The 19,786-nt window shown below is 72.4% G+C and carries 13 protein-coding genes; 7 read left to right on the plus strand and 6 right to left on the minus strand.

Annotated features, from left to right (window positions below):
* Window positions 1–148: 148 nt before the first annotated feature.
* Window positions 149–1,672, plus strand: a complete 1,524-nt coding sequence (locus ACZ6NC_RS33525; RefSeq protein ID WP_465737631.1) for a DEAD/DEAH box helicase — start codon at window positions 149–151, stop codon at window positions 1,670–1,672.
* Between the two features lie 74 nt (window positions 1,673–1,746).
* On the opposite strand, the gene ACZ6NC_RS33530 is transcribed toward ACZ6NC_RS33525, so the two are convergent.
* Window positions 1,747–4,551 carry a TIM-barrel domain-containing protein gene (locus tag ACZ6NC_RS33530; protein ID WP_465737632.1) on the minus strand — a complete coding sequence of 935 codons (2,805 nt, stop codon included), beginning with the start codon at window positions 4,549–4,551 and terminating at the stop codon, window positions 1,747–1,749.
* Window positions 4,552–5,050: 499 nt separating this feature from the next.
* On the opposite strand from ACZ6NC_RS33530, the gene ACZ6NC_RS33535 reads away from it, so the two are divergent.
* The 6 genes from ACZ6NC_RS33535 (at window position 5,051) to ACZ6NC_RS33560 (ending at window position 13,171) form a co-directional block, all read left to right on the plus strand.
* On the plus strand, window positions 5,051–6,316 hold the full coding sequence (locus ACZ6NC_RS33535) for an extracellular solute-binding protein (protein ID WP_465737633.1): 1,266 nt from the start codon (window positions 5,051–5,053) through the stop codon (window positions 6,314–6,316).
* A gap of 94 nt (window positions 6,317–6,410) precedes the next feature.
* A complete protein-coding gene (locus ACZ6NC_RS33540) occupies window positions 6,411–7,340 on the plus strand; it encodes a carbohydrate ABC transporter permease (RefSeq protein ID WP_465737634.1) in 930 nt (309 codons plus the stop codon).
* Window positions 7,340–8,263, plus strand: a complete 924-nt coding sequence (locus ACZ6NC_RS33545; RefSeq protein WP_465737635.1) for a carbohydrate ABC transporter permease — start codon at window positions 7,340–7,342, stop codon at window positions 8,261–8,263. Before ACZ6NC_RS33540 ends, ACZ6NC_RS33545 begins: the two co-directional genes overlap by 1 nt.
* Window positions 8,264–8,902: 639 nt before the next feature.
* Window positions 8,903–11,104: a glycoside hydrolase family 31 protein gene (locus ACZ6NC_RS33550; RefSeq protein WP_465737681.1), complete on the plus strand. Its 2,202-nt coding sequence runs from the start codon at window positions 8,903–8,905 to the stop codon at window positions 11,102–11,104.
* Between the two features lie 127 nt (window positions 11,105–11,231).
* On the plus strand, window positions 11,232–12,494 hold the full coding sequence (locus tag ACZ6NC_RS33555) for a pyroglutamyl peptidase (RefSeq protein ID WP_465737636.1): 1,263 nt from the start codon (window positions 11,232–11,234) through the stop codon (window positions 12,492–12,494).
* Window positions 12,495–12,661: 167 nt separating this feature from the next.
* Complete coding sequence (locus tag ACZ6NC_RS33560; RefSeq protein WP_465737682.1) at window positions 12,662–13,171, plus strand: hypothetical protein; 510 nt, start codon at window positions 12,662–12,664, stop codon at window positions 13,169–13,171.
* 17 nt (window positions 13,172–13,188) lie between these two features.
* Here the strand turns inward: ACZ6NC_RS33560 and ACZ6NC_RS33565 are convergent, their stop codons facing one another.
* From ACZ6NC_RS33565 to ACZ6NC_RS33585, 5 genes are all read right to left on the minus strand, one after another.
* Window positions 13,189–14,682, minus strand: a complete 1,494-nt coding sequence (locus ACZ6NC_RS33565; protein ID WP_465737637.1) for an SDR family oxidoreductase — start codon at window positions 14,680–14,682, stop codon at window positions 13,189–13,191.
* Window positions 14,683–14,866: 184 nt separating this feature from the next.
* Window positions 14,867–15,679 (minus strand): YhjD/YihY/BrkB family envelope integrity protein, encoded by an 813-nt coding sequence (locus ACZ6NC_RS33570; RefSeq protein WP_465737638.1) that lies wholly within the window; start codon window positions 15,677–15,679, stop codon window positions 14,867–14,869.
* Window positions 15,652–15,885, minus strand: coding sequence for a DUF6296 family protein (locus ACZ6NC_RS33575; protein ID WP_465737639.1), 234 nt, complete (start codon window positions 15,883–15,885; stop codon window positions 15,652–15,654). Before ACZ6NC_RS33575 ends, ACZ6NC_RS33570 begins: the two co-directional genes overlap by 28 nt.
* Before the next feature lie 171 nt (window positions 15,886–16,056).
* A complete protein-coding gene (locus ACZ6NC_RS33580) occupies window positions 16,057–16,938 on the minus strand; it encodes a SigB/SigF/SigG family RNA polymerase sigma factor (RefSeq protein WP_465737640.1) in 882 nt (293 codons plus the stop codon).
* A 368-nt stretch (window positions 16,939–17,306) separates the two neighbouring features.
* On the minus strand, window positions 17,307–19,706 hold the full coding sequence (locus ACZ6NC_RS33585; RefSeq protein ID WP_465737641.1) for a SpoIIE family protein phosphatase: 2,400 nt from the start codon (window positions 19,704–19,706) through the stop codon (window positions 17,307–17,309).
* Window positions 19,707–19,786: the final 80 nt, after the last annotated feature.

Genomic DNA, 19,786 nt, shown 5'->3' on the forward strand with positions numbered 1-19,786 from the left:
TGAGCGCCGACCGTAGGTGACGTGCCGCACGGTTCTGCCGTCCATGCTCCGCCCGTCACACTTCCGGCCCGTTCCTTGCGATCTCCGCCGGCGCCCCGCGCCGCTGAGCCTTCCTCGAAGCGTGCCGCCCTTTGAGGAAGGTTTCCCTATGAACCGTTCCAGTCGTTCCCCGTACCAGAGTGCCGGTTCCCGCTCCGGCGGCAGCGCCTTCGGATCCCGCTCGGCGCGCGGCACCGGCTCCGCGCCCCGCTCCGGCGGCGGCCGCCGCCCCTCCGCTGCGAGGGGGCGTCAGAACTCCGGCCCGCAGGGTGAGTTCGCGATGCCGGTCAGCACCACCCCGGCGCTGCCGGCCGTCGAATCGTTCGACGAGCTGGACATGCCGAAGGCGCTGCTGTCGACGCTGACCCGCCAGGGCGTCACCTCGCCGTTCCCGATCCAGGCCGCGACGCTGCCCAACTCGCTCGCCGGACGCGACGTCCTCGGGCGCGGCCGGACGGGTTCGGGCAAGACCATCGCCTTCGGCCTCGCCGTGCTGGCCCGAACGGCCGGCCGGCGCGCCGAGCCGCGCCGGCCGCTGGCGCTGGTACTGGTCCCCACGCGTGAGCTCGCGCAGCAGGTCACCGAGGCGCTCACCCCGTTCGCGCACTCGGTCCGCCTGCGGATCGCGACCGTGGTGGGCGGGGTGTCGATCGGCCGCCAGGCCCATGCGCTGAACCGCGGCGCGGACGTCGTCGTGGCCACCCCCGGCCGGCTCAAGGACCTGATCCAGCGCGGCGACTGCCGGCTGGACGAGGTCGGCATCGCCGTCCTGGACGAGGCCGACCAGATGGCCGACATGGGCTTCCTGCCGCAGGTCACCGAGCTGCTGGAGCAGGTCGCGCAGGGCTGCCAGACGATGCTGTTCTCCGCCACCCTGGACCGCAACGTGGACCGCCTGGTGCGCCGCTTCCTCGACGACCCGGTCACCCACTCGGTGGACCCGTCGGCCGGGGCGGTCAGCACCATGGAGCACCACGTGCTGCACGTGCAGAACCACGACAAGAACGCCACGATCGCCCGCATCGCCTCCCGCGACGGCGGGGTGATCATGTTCACCGACACCAAGCACGGCGCGGACCGCCTGGTGGAGGACCTCCTCGCCAACGGGGTGAAGGCCGCCGCCCTGCACGGAGGCAAGTCCCAGCCCCAGCGCACCCGCACGCTGGAGCAGTTCCGCACCGGCCACGTCACCGCGCTGATCGCCACCAACGTCGCCGCCCGCGGCATCCACGTCGACGGGCTCGACCTGGTCGTCAACCTGGACCCGCCGGGCGACCACAAGGACTACCTGCACCGCGGCGGGCGCACCGCCCGGGCCGGGGAGTCCGGCACCGTGGTCACCCTCGTCCTGCCCAACCAGCGCCGCGAGATGGCCCGCATGATGGCCACCGCAGGGATCACTCCCACCTCCACGCGGGTCCACTCCGCCGACGAGGAGCTCGCCCGCATCACGGGCGCCCGCGTGCCCACCGGCGTGCCCGTCGTGATCCCCGACCCCGTCGTCGAGCGGCCCCGCCGCAGCGCCTCCGGGGGCCGCAACCGCCCCGGCCGTCCCGCCCCCGCCGACCGCAACCCGCAGAGCACCACCGGCTCCCGCCGGCGGCAGCCGCGGCGCATCGCCCTCGCCGCCTAGAACTCCGCCCGGGACGCGCCTGGACCCGGCCCCCATGGGTGGGCCGGGCCCTGGCCCCCCGGGGAGGCCGGTGGCTACGGCGAGAGCCGGCCGGTGGCGGTGAGTTCGGCGGCACTGGTCCAGGGGCCCCGGTTGCCGGCCTCGGTGAGCGCTCTCAGCCGTAGGTAGCGGCCGGGTTTGGCGGTGAAGTCCACCGTCTTGGCAGTGGCGGTGTCGGCGAAGGTGCCGGTGGCCACGGGGGCGCCCCACGAGGTGGTGGAGTCCGAGACGTAGATCTCGTACTGACCGATCCGGCCGTTGACGCCGCCGTCCTGCCGGGGCAGGTAGGTCGTCGAGTCGACGTCGTAGCGTGCACCGAGGTCGATCTGGATCTCGTGCGGGAGCGGGGCCGCGCCGTTGCTCCACGTGGTGTGCCAGATGGTGCCGCCGTTGCCGTCGAAGGCGTTGACCGCGGCGCCGTTCTCGCCGGCGGTCTCCTGGCTGTCGGCGTGGGCGAGCTTCCAGCCGGACTGCGCGATCGGGCCGCTCGCCGCCACCGGGGCGCCGGCGGGCACGGTGATGCCGGTGGCGGTGACGGTCAACGCGCCGGAGGCGCTGCCGGTCTTGATCCACAGCACCCCGGCCCGGTCCGCCGGGTCGAAGTACCAGCCGGTGCTCGCGGCTTCGTACGCGGCCTTGCTGCTCAGCGCGGTGAGCGTGCTGCCGCCGGCCTTGACGGACCCCGGAGCCGCGGCGCTGTGCACGGTGAACTCGTAGCCGCGCGAGGCGGGTTTGCCGGCGTAGCTGCCGGTGGGGGCGCCGACGGAGAGGGTGACGTCGCCGGTGCCGGAGGCCGGGGCGGTGACGTCGACCCGCTGGCGGGCGTACGCCCCGGACTGGTAGGCGCGGGTGGTGCCGTCGTCCTCGTAGAGGTTGAAGGAGGAGTTGCCGCGCGGGTAGACGTCGTAAGTGAGCGTGGAGACGGGCTTCTCGCCGGTGTAGTTCATCTGCGGCCACATCGGCACGACGCCGCCGGCCTTCACGAACAGCGGGAGGGTGTCGAGCGGCGCGGAGTAGCCGTTGAGCCAGCCCGGGCCGTTGTAGACCTTGCCGGTCCAGTAGTCGGTCCAGCTGCCCGCGGGCAGGTAGATGCCGTCCCTGGTCGAGGTGTCGGTGACGACCGGGGCGACCAGGAAGGAGTCACCGGCCATGAACTGACCGCTCGTCAGGTTTCCGCGCGCGACCGGGTCGTCCGGGTACTCCAGCACCATCGCGCGGGTGGAGGGCACGCCGGTGTCGTTGGCGGCCTTGCTCATGGTGTAGAAGTACGGCATCAGCCGCATCTTCAGCTGGAGGTACTTGCGGTTGGCCGACAGGTACGGCTCGGCGAACCGCCAGGGCTGCTTGTCGTTGTAGCCCGCCGACGGGTTGGTGGCGCCCCATCCGGACATCGTCATGAACGCCGGGGTGAAGGCCTTCCACTGCAGATCGCGGACGTAGGTCTGCGGGCTGCCGCCGAAGATGCCGTCGACGTCGCCGGAGGCGTAGTTGAGCGCGGACAGGCCCGCACCGGTGATCGCGGGGACGTGCCAGCGCATGGCGTCCCAGGTGCCGCTGGTGTCGCCGGTCCAGACGACGGCGTTGCGCTGGGTGCCGGCCCAGCCGTCGACCGTCCAGACGAAGCGCCGGGCGTCGGCGTTGCCCTCGATGCCGGCGACCGCCTGGTTGACGCCGGCGAAGGCGCTCTTGTAGCCGCCGCCGATCCACGCGACGTCGGTCTTCACGGCACGCGAACCGGCCGTCCCGACCTCCCAGTTGATGTCGGTGAGCCCGGTGGAGGTCCAGAGGCCGGTGTTGAAGCCCTTGTCCTTCAGGCCGGCGACGGTGGCCGGCAGATCGGTGTACCCGCAGCCGTAGCCGTCGTTGGGCAGGAACCAGCCGGACGGCATGTCGGAGGCCCGGGCGTCGGTGGCGTAGCCGACCACGTCGGGCGTGGTCTGGTGGCGCAGCCGGTTGTGGTCGCCGGTGTAGGAGGGGTTGGAGGCGTTGAAGCAGTCGGCGTTGCCGAGCTCAAGGCCCCAGATGGGCGCGAGGAAGGGCTTGCCGGTGACGTCGGTGTAGCCGTTGAGCACGTCCTTGAGCGAGTTGCCGGCGAAGTACCAGGCGTCGAAGCGCTTCTCGTCGTGGGTGAGCGCGGTCGGCGCGCCGAAGTCGTAGGAGCCGGGCGCCCAGGTGTTGCGCATGACGCCGTAGCCGTTGGTGGACATGTAGAACGGCGCGGGGCTGGCGTTGCTGTTCTCGGTCCACCGGTTGGAGACCGAGATCGGGACGGTCTTGTCGCGCAGGGCCCATTCCCCGAGCCGCAGGCCGGTGCCGTAGAACTGCTCGTCGGCGCCGCGGGTGAGGTACTGGGTCGTCTGCGAGCCGGTCCAGCTGGTGGGCTTGGACTCCGCCCACACCAGGGTGGTGTTCTCGGCCTTGTACAGGGCGAAGGTGAGCGGCGACTTGTTGATCCGCAGGCTGATCGCCGGGGTGCTGATCCGGTAGTAGGGGCCGGCGTCGGTCAGGGTGGCTCCGACGGTGCCGAAGCCGGTCCTGACGGCGAGGTCGGTACCGGCCGGGTCGTTGCCGAACGTGCCGTCCGGCGAGAGCCAGATCCGGAAGATGTCGGCCCTGGCGACGGCTACCCGGGCGGCCGCTCCGCCCGAGGTGGTGACGGTGAAGGTGTCGCCGGACCGGCTGACGCCGGTGACCTTGCCCGCCGTTGCGGCACGTGCCGTGCCGACGGGGGCGAGGACGGCGAACAGCGAGGCGATGAGCAGCAGTGCGACGGACACCGCGGCGGGTCTGGCGCCGGGGCTGCCCGGCCTCGGCAGGACGGGGGTGGGTGCGGAACGCATGTGAGGGCCTCCCTGGAGGAAGCGAGCATCTGCATGCTTACTGATGCTCGAATGTGTCCAGAGTGGCGGCGCTATCGACATGAGTCAACAGGTACAGGTCAATAGCTTGCAGTGACAGAAGGCGCATTACGGACGGCCGGCGCAACGACAGGGCGGCCGTCCGACCGGACCGATATGCCGGGCAGACCAGGGCAGTGACAGAACGTCACAACAGGGGCGCCGACCGCGGACCGGATCGACCGGATATCGGCGGTCCGAAGCACAACGGTCCGATAACAGCACCTGGACCGGTCAGCCCACCTCGTGAATACTTCGCGACACAGCGGCTTTCGGATCTGCTCGAAATAAGCGATCTTCACGCATAGATGAACAAGCGGCCAGGCAGTAGCCACCCCCGGGCCGCCCGCGCGCGACGATCCGAAGACTGCTGCCCACTCTCAATCCCCAGGAGTGGACCCGTCCAGAACGCGGGTCCGACGGCACGAAGGCGGTAACTGCGGTGAACGGACGTGTACTCGGTCTCTCGGTGGTGTGTACGGTCACCGCTCTCGCGCTCACGGCGTGCGGCAGCGGTGGCGGCGCCTCGGCGGACGGCAGCGTGACCCTCAAGCTGGTCGCCGCCGACTACGGCGACAAGGAGTCCAACAGCTCCAAGGCCTACTGGAACGACGTCGCCTCCGCGTTCACCGCGGCCAACCCGGCCATCAAGGTCGATGTCCAGGTGGTGAACTGGAACGACATCGACAAGCAGGTCAAGACGATGATCCAGAGCGGCAACATCCCGGACGTCCTGCAGACCGGCGGCTACGCCGACAAGGTCGCAGACGACCTCCTCTACAAGGCCGAGGACGTGCTGTCGAGCGGTACCCGGGCCGACTTCATCGACTCCTTCGCCGAGGCCGGACAGGTCAAGGGCGTGCAGTACGGCATTCCGTTCGTCTCCTCGGCCCGTGCCTTCTTCTACAACAAGGCGCTCTTCGCCCAGGCCGGGATCACCGAGGCGCCCAAGACCTGGGACGAGGTGAAGGCGGACGCCGCGCTGGTCAAGGCCAAGGTCCCCGGAGTCACCCCGTACGCGCTGCCGCTCGGTCCCGAGGAGGCCCAGGGCGAGAGCATGATGTGGGAGCTCGGCAACGGCGGCGGCCCCACCGACAAGTCCGGCGCGTACACCCTCAACAGCCAGGCCAACATCGACACCTTCGGCTGGCTCAAGGCCAACCTCGTCGAGCCCGGCCTGACCTACGCCAACCCCGCGACCACCGACCGCAAGACCGCGTTCGCCGACTTCGCGGCGGGCAAGGCGGCCATGGTCAACGGCCACCCCTCGCTGATCCAGATGTCCAAGGACGGCAAGGTCGACTACGCGGTCGCGCCGATCCCCGGCAAGGCCGGCCCGCTCAAGTCCACCCTCGGCGTGGCGGACTGGACGATGGCGTTCAAGAAGAACGGCCACCGGGACCAGATCAAGAAGTTCCTCGACTTCGTGTACTCCAAGGACAACACGCTCAAGTTCGACGAGACCTACAACCTGATGCCGGTCACCCAGGACACCCTGCGCGAGATGACGTCCAGCGGCAAGCACAAGGACCTCGAACCGTTCTTCGCCCTCCTGCCGCAGGCCTCCTTCTACCCGCTCGGTGACACCACCTGGGACGCCGTCTCCGCGGAGATCAAGAAGAGCGTCGGCACCGCCGTCGCCGGCGACCCGGCCAAGGTCCTCGGCGACCTGCAGAAGAAGTCCCAGGACGCCGTCGCGAACAAGTAGCCGCACCCGCCCCCGGCACCCGCCGGCGCCGGGGCTCCGGCACGTCGCAAGCCGTGCGGCACGCGCTGCCGCACACGCCCGGAAGGCACCACCCGTGTCCCTCAAATCCGCTGCCCCCGAGGCCCGCAGGCCCGGCCGGGGCAGGCCGGCCCGGTCCGGCCCCGGCAGGCTCGGCCCCCTGCCCTGGATCGCCCCGGCCGTCCTGCTGATCCTGCTCGTGGTCCTGTGGCCCGTCTACGAGATGGTCCGCACCTCCTTCCTGCGGATCAGCACCAGCGGCTTCGTCCGCGGCTCCGCCGGCTTCGACAAGTACCGCAAGCTCTTCGGCGAGGCCGACCTCGGGCACGTCCTGGTCCGCACGGTGATCTGGACGGTCGCCGTCGTCGGCCTGACGATGCTGCTCTCGCTGGCCCTCGCCCAGCTGTTCGACCAGCAGTTCCCGGGGCGCCGCCTCACCCGCTGGGCCCTGATCGCGCCCTGGGCCGCGTCCGTCCTGATGACCGCCATCGGCTTCAAGTGGATGCTCAACCAGACCGCCGGTGTGCTCAACACCGCGATGACCGACCTCGGCCTGATAGACGGCCCCCAGGACTGGCTCGGCAGCCCCTCCACCGCCTGGCCCTGGATGATGGCCGTCGCGGTCTTCGTCTCCCTCCCCTTCACCACGTACACCCTGCTCGCCGGACTGCAGACCGTCCCCGGCGAGGTGTACGAGGCGGCCCGGGTGGACGGCGCCGGCACCTGGCAGACCTACCTGCGCATCACCCTGCCGCTGCTACGCCCGGCCTTCCTGGTCGGCGTGGTGATCAACCTGATCAACGTCTTCAACTCCTTCCCCGTCATCTGGGGCATGACCCAGGGCGGCCCGGACAGCGCCACGGCCACCACCACCGTGTTCATGTACCAGTTGAAGAACACCGACATCGGCGAGTCCGCGGCCATGTCCGTGGTCAACTTCGCCCTGGTCGTGCTGATGGTGCTGGTCTTCCTCAAGGTCAGCCGCTGGAACGAGGAGGAGAGCTGATGGCCCAGCAGACAGACCGGGCCCGGCGCCCCGCCCGCCCGGCCGTCACACCCGCGCCCGGGCCCGGCACCGGTGCGCCCGGCTCGCGAGCACGCCGGCCCGGGCGCCGGCCCGGCCCGCGCACCCTGGTCATCGCGGCCGTGGCCTGGCTGCTGGCGGCGCTCTTCCTGCTCCCCTACCTGGAGATGGTCGTCACCGCGCTGCGCCCGGCCGACGAGCTGCGCGACCCGACCTACCTGCCGACGCACTTCGCCTGGTCCAACTTCGTCGACGTCTGGCGCGACTCGACCCTCGGCGGCAACCTGCGGGTGACCCTGCTGGTCGCCGGCGGCTCCACCCTGCTGGCGCTGCTGGTCGCGCTGCCCGCGGCCTACTACACCGCACGCATCCGGTACCGCGGCCGCAAGCTCTTCCTGCTGCTCGTCCTGGTCACCCAGATGTTCCAGCCGACCTCGCTGCTGGTCGGCCTCTACCGCGAGTTCTACCAGCTCGGCATGCTCAACTCGGTCTGGACGCTGATCCTCTGCAACGCCGCCTTCAACCTGGCCTTCGCGATCTGGATCCTCACCGCCTACATCGGCTCCATCCCGGTCGAGCTGGAGGAGGCGGCCATGATTGACGGCCTCGGCCGGCTCGGAGCGCTGCGCCGGGTGGTCCTGCCGCTGGCCATGCCGGGCGTGGTGACCGCGGTGATCTTCACCTTCATCTCCGCCTGGAACGAGTTCGTGATGGGCCTGACGCTGTCGACCGTTCCCGACAGCCAGCCGCTGACCGTCGGCATCAACAGCTTCATCGGCAACTACACCGTCCAGTGGAACTACCTCTTCGCCGGGTCGGTCGTCGCCATCGTGCCGGTCGTGGTGCTGTTCGCCTTCATCGAGCGCCAGGTGGTCTCCGGGCTCACCGCCGGATCGGTCAAGTAACCCTCCGCCCGGGGGTTACCGGTCGGGGCGCCCAGGGTGCCCCGACCGCCCGCGGCCCGCCCTCACCCCGCCATTGACATGTACCGACAGTAACTGTGAATGTTGCTCTGAACGTCTGCACTTCAAGCAGTTTCACGCATCAAGTGAACATATTCTGCTCAGTCGACAGGAGAACGCACCGTGCGCCTACTTCGACACCACCTCCGCTGGTCCGCCCTCGCCGCAGCCGTCACCAGCATCGCCGCCCTCGCCGGACCGGCCGTACCGGCCCGGGCCGCGACCCCCGGCTCCGCCCTCCTCGACCCGGGCCACCAGAGCACGACCTGGCAGAGCCCCCGCTACGCCAAGGGGACGCTCGGCGGCGCCGCCGACTGCCCGCCGGCCGCACAGGACCCGGACGGCGCGGTCTGCGACCACTTCGACCTGACCGTCGACGTCCCGGCCGGGTACTGGAACGACAACCCCGAGGGCGGCGTCCCCGTCTCCATCCAGTGGCAGAACCCCACCGACGACTTCGACCTCTACATCTACGACGCCAACGGCAAGGAGGTCGCCCAGAGCGCCGGCACCGCCGACCCCGAGGCGACCGTGATCCCCCGGGCCTCGGGCACGTACCACGTCCTGGTCGTCCCCTACGACGTGCACGACAACTCCTACACCGGCCGGGCCTATCTGCCGCAGACCGCCGACGCGGGCGACCTCACCGCCTTCGGCGGCTCCCAGGGCAGCTACGACATCGCCGCGGGCACCCTGAAGGCCAAGGTCGACTTCCTCGCCGACGACCAACTGCGCCTGCGGGCCGCCCCGGACGGCGTCCTCACCGACCCGGCCGGCAGCACCATCATCCGCAAGCAGCCCGAACTCCAGCGCGACAGCAGCACGTTCGACGCCGGCGCGTACTACGGCATCCGCTCCGGCGGCCTGGTGCTGCGGGTCTACAAACACCCCCTGCGGTTCGGCCTCTACCGGGCCGACGACCGCACCGCCCTCTGGCAGGAGGACGCGCCACTGCGCTGGAGCACCAGCGGGCTGCGGCAGAGCCTGGTGCGCGGCGCCGACGAGCAGTTCTTCGGCGGCGGCGAGCAGAACGGTGGCTTCTCGCACCGCGACAAGACCATCCACGTCGCCAACAGCTCCAACTGGAACGAGGGCGGCTACAACAACTCGCAGCCGTTCTACGTCTCCAGCGCCGGCTACGGGGTCTTCCGCAACACCTTCGCGCCGGGGATCTACGACTTCGGCTCGCCCGTCCGCACCGGCCAGCAGGAACGGCGCCTCGACGCCTACTACTTCACCGGCGACGTGAAATCGGTGATCGGCCGGTACACCGCGCTGGTCGGCAAGCCCTTCATGCCGCCCGTCTACGGCCTGGAGCCGGGCGACTCCGACTGCTACCTGCACAACGCCAACCGCGGCGAGCGGCACACCCAGGACGCGGTGAAGGTCGCCGACGGCTATGCCGAGAACCAGATGCCGCTGGGCTGGATGCTGGTCAACGACGGCTACGGCTGCGGGTACGAGGACCTCGCGAAGACCGGCGAGGGCCTGCGGAAGGACCACGCCCAGCTCGGGCTCTGGACGCAGAACGGCCTGCCCAACCAGGCCGAGGAGGTCAAGGCCGGGGTCCGGGTCCGCAAGCTCGACGTCGCCTGGGTCGGCAACGGTTACGACTTCGCGCTGAACGCCTGCGACCAGGCCAAGGCCGGCATCGAGGACAACAGCGACGCCCGCGGCTTCGTCTGGCTGCCCGTCTCCTGGGCCGGCGCCCAGCGCTGCGGCGTGCTCTGGAGCGGCGACCAGAGCCTGTCCTGGGACTACATCCGCTGGCAGATCCCCACCTACGCCGGCGCGACCATGTCCGGCATCGCGTACAACACCGGCGACGTCGGCTCCATCTTCCGGCGCGACCCGAAGATGTACGCCCGCGACCTGCAGTGGAAGGCCTTCCTCCCGGCCGTCATGACCATGGACGGCTGGGCCAAGGACATGACCGGCAAGGAGCCCCGCGACCAGCAGCCCTGGCTGGACGGGGAGCCCTACACCTCGATCAACCGCAAGTACCTGCAGCTGAAGGAGCGGCTGCTGCCGTACATGTACACCCTGTCGGCGGAGGCCACCAGGACCGGCGTCGGCGCCGTCCGGCCGCTCGCGCTGGAGTACCCGGACGACCCGGCGGCCCTCGGGCCGGACGCCACGTACGAGTTCCTGGCCGGACCGGACTTCCTGGTCGCGCCGGTGTACTCGGACACCTCGGTGCGCGACGGCATCTACCTGCCCGAGGGCACCTGGACCGACTACTGGACCGGGCGCACCTACCAGGGCCCGACCACGATCAACGGCTACTCCGCGCCGCTCGACACCCTGCCGCTGTTCGTCAAGGGCGGCTCGATCGTCCCGATGTGGCCCAAGGGCACGCTGTCCTGGCAGAACCGGGACCGGACCGAACTCGACTACGACCTCTACCCGCAGGGCGACTCCTCCTACACCCTGTACGAGGACGACGGCACCACCCGGCAGTTCGCCCAGGGTGCCTCGGCCACCCAGAAGGTCGACGTGCACGCGAACCGCGCCGTGACCGTCGTCAAAGTCGGCGCCAGTGTGGGCAGTTACGCCGACAAACCGGCCCGCCGGGCGTACCGCTTCACCGTGCACGGCCAGCCCGAGCCCCGGCAGGTCGTCACCGAGGGCGGCCCGCTGCCCCGGCTCGACTCCGCGGCCGCGCTCGGCTCCGCGGCCTCCGGCTGGTACTACGACGCCGCGACCGGGGTGACGGAGATCAGGACCCCGGCCGTCTCCACCGACCACGGCTTCTCGCTCCAACTGATCCACGGCGCCCACTGACCGGCCCACCCCACAGGGCCCCCCACAGGGGCTCCCCCGCCGGGTGGCGAGGGAGCCCCTCGGTGGTCCGGCAGTGGCCCGTCGGCGATCTGGCGGAGCGTCAGACCCGCGTGTAATGTCACACACCATGATGCCCGCCCGACGCGCCGTCCTGGCCGCGACCCTCATCGGCGTGCTCTCCACGCCACTGCTTCCGGCCACCTCGACAGCCGCGGGCCTGCCTGCCTGTCGCACCGTCACCTCTCCCCCGGCCGACCGGGAACAGGCCCGTCTCGGGGACACCCGGACAGCGGCCCTCACCGAACGGGCGGGCCTCGGCGACTTCGTCCGGCGCTTCCCCGCCGCCCTGTGCAGTGCCCGGAACGCGGGCGAGGCCGGACAACTCGTGGACGCGTGGGGACGGGCCCTCTGGTGGGCGGCGGCCGACCGCGCGCAGGGCCGGCGCCCCGGCGGCGACCTGCCCACCCGGGACGACCGCCCGCTCTACTGGACCCGGCTCGCCATGACCCTCCAACTCGCCCGGTGGCAGCCCCGCTTCCCCCTCGACGCCGCGGCCCTGCGGGAACGGTTCGAGGACGCCTCCCGAGGGCTGGCGGAGAACGACTTCACCGGCGCCCCGGGCCTGCGGCGCATATTCGTCAGCGGCTTCGACCCCTTCGGCCTCGACGACGAGCTGCGCCGTGCCAACCCCTCCGGCTCTGCCGCCCTGCAGTTGAACGGCCGCCGGATCACCCTGGCCGACGGCACCCAGGCCGAGATCAGGGCCGTCCTGCTCCCCGTCCGCTACGCCGACTTCGACCACGGCATCGTCGAGCGCGCCTTCGGCCCGCGCCTCGCCCCCGGGCCCCGGTCCGCCGACCTCGTCACCACGATCAGCCAGGGCTACCCCGGCCTGTTCACCCTGGAGGCCTGGGCGGGGCGCGCCCGCTCCGCCGACCCGTACCCCGACAACACCGGAACGCTCTCCGGCGGCACCCGGGAGCACCCGGTGACCGCCCCCGGGCTCGGCCCCGGACCGGAGTTCATCCGCACCACCCTCCCGACCGACCCGATGACGGCCGTCCAGCAGCCGTACCCCGCCCTGCTGAACACGCCCGTCACCGAGATCCCGGCCGGGGGCGAACAGCCGGTCGACCGCGAGGACGGGCCGACCCCGGGATCGCGGGCCGTCGCCGGTGGCGGCGGCGGCTACCTCTCCAACGAGGTGGCCTACCGCTCCAACCGGCTACGGCTGGAGCTCGCCCCGCAGCTGCCCGGCGGCCACCTGCACACCCCCGTCCTCACCGGCCTGCCCGACCAGCCCGACCGGCTCACCGGCCCGGACCTCGAACAGAACGAGGCCGCGATCACCGACGAAGTCCTCGACATCCTCCGGCACGCGACGTTCTGACAAGGCTGCCTGCCCGCCCCGCCCTCGGTGCGGGCACCCGGCGACTCGTACGATGATCATCGTGACAGAGGCGACGGGGTGACCGAGGTGACGGGGTGAGCGGGCAGACGGGCACAGCCCAGGCGGTGACCGACGTACTGCAGCCGCGCAACGTGCTGCTGGCCGGGATGGTCGCGATCGGGGTCGCCGCGGCGGGTGACTGGACCGGGGTCGGCTGGGGGCTGCTGGGGGCACTGTGCGCCGGGCTGGTGCCGGCCGGGTACATCGAGTGGGAGCGGCGGCGCGGCACCTGGGGTGACCGGCATGTGGTGGACCGGCGGCAGCGCGGGCCGATCTTCCTGGTGATCCTCGGCTCGATCGGGTCCGGGGCGCTGGCGATGCTGCTCGGGCACGCGCCGCGGGGGATCCTGGTGGCGATGCTGGCGCTGTGGGCGATGACCGTCGTGCTGCTGGCGGTCAACACGGTCTGGAAGATCAGCGTGGACTCGGCGGTGGCCTCGGCCGTGGTGGCGCTGGCGGCGGCGGTGCACTCGCCGTGGTGGTGGGGCTGCTGTCCGGCGGTGGTCGCCGTGTGCTGGTCGCGGGTGGCCCTGCGGTACCACACGCTCGGCCAGACGGTGGCGGGCGCAGGGCTGGGAGCGGCGGCCGGTGGGGCCGCCTGGGCGTTCCTCGGCTGACCGGGAAGGACGCGGGGTCAGCCCGCCTCCCGGGCCCGCGAGGTGATGTTGCGGGCCATCCCCCCGAAGACGGCCGCGTGGAAGGGCGCGACGGCCCACCAGTAGGCGTGGCCGGCCAGTCCGTGCGGGTGGAACAGCGCCCGCTGGCGGTAGTGCGTACCGCCCTCGCCGTCCGGGGTGACCGACAGCTCCAGCCAGGCCAGACCCGGCAGCCGCATCTCGGCGCGCAGTCGCAGCAGCCGCCCCGGTTCGATCTCCTCGACCCGCCAGAAGTCCAACGAGTCGCCGACCCTCAGCCGCACCGGGTCCCGCCGCCCGCGACGCAGGCCGACACCGCCGACCAGGCGGTCCAGCCGGCCGCGCAGCGCCCACCCGAGCGGGAAGGAGTACCAGCCGTTGTCGCCCCCGATGCCCTCGACGACCTGCCAGACGGCGCGCGGGGAGGCCTGGACGGCGCGGTCCCGAACGTCCAGGTAGAGGCTGCCGCCCGCCCAGTCGGGGTCGGTGGGCAGCGGGTCGCTGGGCGCGCCGGGAAGGGAGGCCGAGGACCAGCGGGTGACCACCTCGGCGTCCCGGATCCGGCGCAGGGCGAGCTCCACCGCCCGGTCGAAGCCGATCAGGCCGCCGGCCGGATCGGGCACCCAGCGGGCGATGTCGTGCTCGCCGCACACCACCTCGTGCCGCAGCGACTCGACCAGCGGCCGGGCGATGGCGTTCGGCACCGGGGTGACCAGGCCCACCCAGTGGCTGGACAGCCCCGGGGTGAGCACCGGCACCGGGACGATGACGCGCCGGCGCAGCCCGGCGACCCGGGCGTAGCGCCGCATCATGCCCCGGTAGGTCAGGACGTCGGGCCCGCCGAGGTCGAAGGTCCGGTTGACCTCGGACGGCAGCCCGGCCGCGCCGACCAGGTAGCGGAGCACGTCCCGTACGGCGATCGGCTGGATCCGGGTCCCCACCCAGCTCGGGGTGACCATCACCGGCAGCCGCTCGGTGAGGTAGCGCAGCATCTCGAACGACGCGCTGCCGGATCCGATGATCACCGCGGCGCGCAGTTCGGCGGTGGGCACGCCGCTGCGCCGCAGCGTGCGGCCGACCTCGGCGCGCGAGCGCAGGTGCGGCGAGAGCTGCTGCTCGGGCACACCGCCGGGGACCAGTCCGCCCAGGTAGACGATGCGGGCCACACCGGCCGCGGCGGCGGCCCGGCCGAACGCGCGGGCGGCCGCACGGTCGGTCCGCTCGAACCCGGGCCCGGTGCCCAGCGAGTGGACGAGGTAGTAGGCGACGTCCACCCCGTCGAGGGCCGCGGGGAGCGTGTCGGGCCGGGTGACGTCTCCGGTGACGGTCTCGACCTGCGCCCGCCACGGTTGGTCGCGCAGCCGGCCGGGGTCGCGGACCAGGCAGCGCACCGGGTGTCCGGCCGCGAGCAGCTCGGGGACCAGGCGGCCGCCGATGTAGCCGGTGGCGCCGGTCACCAGGCAGCGCGGCGGGGTGGGAGGCTGGTTGGTCATGCCGGCTCCTCCGCCCGGTGGCCCCAGGCCGCCGGGTCCTGCTCCGTTCGCGGTGCTCGGTCTCGACCCAGGATCTCGCGCGTCGCTCGTATCCGGCGACCGGGCGGACCGGTGGCAGGGCGGTCCCGCGGTCCGGTCGGTGGCCGGCGCCGTGCCGGGCCGGCGCTGGTCCCGGTCCGGGAGTTCACCGCAGGCCCCGGCGGCGCGGGACCATCCGCAGGGACAGCAGGGCCCGGCCCACGGTGGCGCCCCCGTAGACCGAGAAGCCCACCCCGATCAGCCAGGACTGAACGACCAGTACCGTGCCGACCGGCCCGTACGAGACCACGTTGGCCACGATCAGCGGCGCGAACACCAGCCGGGAGAACGCCCGCAGCCCGGCCAGCGCGAAGACGGTCGCGACCGCGCCCGGCAGCAGCCTGCGCCAGGAGACCCGCCCACCGAGCAGCAGGCGTTGCAGCCACCAGAAGAGCAGGACCCCACCACCCACCGTGGCGACCACCCGCAGGGCCGGCTGCCCGGAGGTGCGCTCCCACGGGACCCGGCTCCAGGCCGCGACCAGGATGTAGCCGATCAGTCCCACGAGAGCCGCCACCTGCCGCCACACGCTGCGCCAGGCGCCGGGTGCCAGCTGCCAGATCCGCTCGTACGCGTTCTGGAGCGCGGTCATCAGCGTGACCCCGAACACGGCGAGCGCGGCGAGGCTGAGGCCCGTGGTGGTGCTGAGGACCTCCCGGCGCGAGGCGAACAGCTGCCCCACCGCCGCCGACGAACGGCCGGACAGGCCGAGGCCGTCGGCGATCCAGTCCGCGATTCCGCTGCCGCGGGTCGGTGACGCGGCGGCGATCACCACGAGCAGCGGCACGAGGGTCACGAAGCACAGCGCCGCGAACGCCATCGCCCGGTGCAGCAGCTCGACCTCGCGGCCCCGCCGCCATGTCACGGCGACCACGCGCCGGACGCGGCGGATCACGGCAGGGGTTCGGCGTGCAGGCATCGCATCGGGTTGGGCCCGGGCAGGTCGGCGAGCGGCTCGGCCACCCCGCGGCTCACGTAGACCGGGAAGGTACCCGTCTCGTCGGTGTACACCGGCCGCCCGTCGGGCCCGGTCGTGTGCGTGAGCCGCACCACGACGACGCGTGGGGAGGCGTGGGTGCCCGGGGCGCCGGGGATGGTGACGGCGTATCGCTCGATGTGTTCCATGGCGGCCTCCTGATGCCGCTCCGCCCTGGCGGGGTCGGACGGGTGTGACGGAGCCGTCCGCACAGCGCTCCTCCCCCGGTGCGCCCGTGGTGCGCATCTGCCCTGCTCCTCCTGGGGCAAACGGCCCCTCGTCCGACCGTCCATGAACAGCCGACCGCCGGGCGGTCCCCGTCAGGGGGCGTCCGCCGCCGGATCGGCCAGCCGCTCCCGCAGGCTGCCGAGGGTGGCTGCCAGAAGCCGGGAGACGTGCATCTGGGAGCAGCCGATCTGCTCGGCGATCTCGGACTGGGTGCAGTCGCCCCAGAACCGCAGCATCAGGATCGTGCGCTCGCGCGGCGAGAGGTCGCCGAGCAGCGGCCGCACGGACTCCCGGAACTCGACCAGGGCGAGGTTCCGGTCGCGCTCGCCCAGCCGGTCGATCAGCGCGCTGCCGGTCTCGTCCTCGCGGTCCTCGCGCAGCGCGTCCAACGAGTCGCAGCGGTAGGCACGGCCCACGCCGAGCGCGGCGGTGACCTCGGCAACGTCCAGGTCCAGCTGCTCGGCGAGTTCCTCCGCGGCGGGCAGCCGCCCGAGCTCCTGCTCCAGGGTGTCGGAGCCGCGGGCGACCCGCAGGTAGAGCTCCTGGAGGCTGCGCGGGACCCGCACCGGCCAGGAGGTGTCGCGGAAGAACCGTTTGATCTCGCCGACGATGGTCGGGATCGCGTACGTCACGAATTCCACGCCCCGCCGGTGGTCGTAGCCGTCCACCGCTTTGATCAGGCCGACCGTGCCGACCTGCAGGAGGTCCTCCACTTCGGCGGAGCGGTTGCGGAAGCCGGCGGCGACGAACCGCACCAACGGCATGTTGAGCTCGATGATCGTGCCGCGCACGTAACTGTAAGCGGCCGATTCGCGGTCCAGGCCGGCGAGGCGCCCGAACAGCGCGTCGCTCTGCGCCCGGGCCTCGGTCTTGCCCATGCCCCGCATCTGCTCGCGGGTCGGTCGGTCGAAGTCCTGCGCTTCCGGCGCGCACGCGGGCCGCGCCGCAGTGGTGAGGGCTGGCACGGGGGTCATCTCCCTGGCTTGTCCCCGCACCGCCGCACCCCGGACGGGGCGCTGCCTCCACCCGTGGGGCGGCCGCGGACGGCCGGCGACGGGGGCGCGCAGGGATCGGAGGATGGGAGACCGTGACACCCGGCTTCTTCAGGCGGCGGCGTCCCGGCACGGTGACCGTGCCGTGAATCCGGCGGAGGCGAAACCGCCGGTGCGGAGGGACGGCAAGCTGGACACTCCGTTCTTGTTCTATGCCCGGCCGGCATGCGGACCAACCTTCTCCGGATCCGCCTGTGGCAGGGGGTCTGGTGGAAAAGAGCGGGCGGAGGCCCGTCGCCATGCCCCGGCCGAGCCGGTGAGCTCCCCGCGCGGTCCGGGCGCCCACGCTGTCAGGACAGCCGGATGCCGATGACGCAGGTGTCGTCGTGCGGGTTGGGTGCCCTGAGCCGGCGCAGCACGTGGTCGAGGCAGCCGGGGATCCCCGGCGCCTTGTACTCCTCCACCGCCCTGAGCAGCCGGTCCAGGCCGCGGTCGAGGCCCTCGCCTCGCCGCTCGACCAGTCCGTCGGTGAAGAGCAGGACCAGGTCGTCCGGTGCGAGTGTCAGGACGGTGCTGCGGTAGACGGCGCCCGGGTGGGCGCCGAGCAGAGGCCCCGGGGGCGGGTCCAGGTAGCGGGCGACACCGTCGTGGACCATCAGGGGCGGCAGGTGCCCGGCCCTGGCCCAGGTGAGGAGGCGCCGTTCGGTGTCGAGCCGGCCGCAGACGGCGGTGGCGATGAAGTCGCCGCCGAGGTGGCAGAGCATCTGGTTGAGGCGGTGGAGCAGCCGGTCCGGTTCGGCTCCGGTGAACGCCAGGCCGCGCAGCGCGTCGCGCAGCTGCGCCATGCCGGCGGCGGCGCGCAGGCCGTGGCCGGAGACGTCGCCGACCACGATGAGGACGGTGCCGTCCGGGAGGGTCAGGGCGTCGTACCAGTCGCCGCCGACCTGGGAGTCGCTCTCGGCCGGCAGGTAGCGGGCCGCCATGTCGAGGTTGGGCGCGGGCGGGCCGCCCGGCACGTCCATGAGCGCGCGCTGGAGGGCGCGGACGGCGCGGTGCTCGACGGCCGTCTGACGGACCTGTTCGGCGAGCCTGGCCCGGGTGTCGGCGAGCGCCTTCTCGGTGTGCCGCCAGGCGGTGATGTCCTGGATGACGCCGTGGACGGCGAGAGCCTCGCCGTCCAGGTGCCCGGGGACGGTCTCGGCGATCGCCCGGACGGCCCGGGAGACGCCGTCGGCGCGGACGACCCGGAATTCGAGCGTGGCGGAGGTTTGCCCCGCGAGCAGTCGCTCGGCCAGGAGCCGGACGGCGGCGCGGTCGGCCGGCGCGATGGCGGCCTCCGCCTCGGCCGCGCCGAGGGTGCCGGACTCGGCCCGTTCCGGCAGGCCGAGCAGCCGGAAGACCTCCGGTGAGCAGTCGAGTCTCGCGGCGGAGGCCTCCCACTGCCAGGTGCCGAGGCCGGCCAGCCGTTGGGCCTGGGCGAGCTGGTGGTCCCGGCGTTCCTGCTCGTCGTGGGTGCGCCAGCTGACCAGGACGCCGTCGAGGAACGGGGTGGCGTGCAGGGTCATGGTCGAGCCGTGGACCGCGCCGCCGACGACCTCGACGTACTGCTCGGCCTCGCCCTGGTAGGGCACTCCGGTGGCCGCGACGTCCAGCAGGTGCTGGAAGGTGCCGGAGGAGACCATGCCGGGGTAGAGCTCGCTGAGCAGCCGGCCGACGATGTCCTGGCCGGTGCGGCCGGCCAGGTCGACGGTGGCGGCGTTGGCGTGCCCGACCCGCAGGTCGGTGACCTTCCCCTCGGGTTCGCGGACGGCGTGCAGGATCAGGACCGGGTCGAGGAGCGCGTCCAGCACCGCCCGGAACCACGGCTCGCCGGTCGGCACCGGAGCTCCCTCCTCCTCTGCGCCGGTGAGCACGCGCAGCAGCTGGGCGGCGACCAGCCGGGCCAGGGCGGAGAGGTGGTGCGCGGTGGGCCCGTCGGCGTGGAAGTCGCCGGGCCAGCCGAGTTTCATCGCGCCGATCAGCTGTTCGCCGGTACGCAGCGGCAGCGCGCAGACGGTGTCTCCGGGGACGAGGTCCTCGCCCTTCAGGTCGGGGTAGCGCGTGGCGAACTCGGCGCGGCCTCGCACCCAGACGGTTGCTCCGGTGCGGGCGGCATCGGTCAGCGGCAGGGACATGTGCGGAGGGATGCGCTGCCACTGGCTGAGCTGGTGGGCGGGCACGCCGTGGCTGGCCACCAGCCTCAGCGCGCCGTCGGGCTCCAGGACGGTGAGGGCGATCGCGCCGACGCCCAGCGGCGCGAGGGCGGCCTCGGTGAGCAGGGCGGCCAGCTCGTCGGGCGACTCGGCCGAGGCGAGGGCCGAGGCGGCGACGTGGTAGCGGGCGGCGAAGCCGCTGACCGTGGGAGCGCCCGCCTGCGGCGGGGGGTCCGGACCTCGCACCACGGGGGCGGGCCGCCGCGCTGCGGCCGGCCGCCGCTCCACGACGGGGACGTGCTCGTCGGCGTCCGGGGGCGCGGCCGTCCCGAGGAGGTCGGCGGCGATGTCGACGAGTTTGCGGTTGCTGTCCTGGGAGAGCTGGACAAGGTGACTGAACGCCTCGTCCGGGGTGCACCCGATCCGTTCGATCAGGATGCCCTTGGCCTGTTCGATCACGGCGCGCGTCCGCATCGCGCGGCGCTGGCCCTCCACCTCGCTGCGCAGCCGGTCGATGGTGGCCCGCAGCCGGGCGCTCTCGCTCTGCGATTCCGACATCCGCGCCCCCTGGTCTCTCCTGCCAAGGTCCCGGTTCGTGTCTGTGGCCTGCCGGGGACGGTGCGAGGCACCGTGTCGAG

It is taken from the genome of Kitasatospora sp. NPDC041988 (assembly GCF_055588525.1).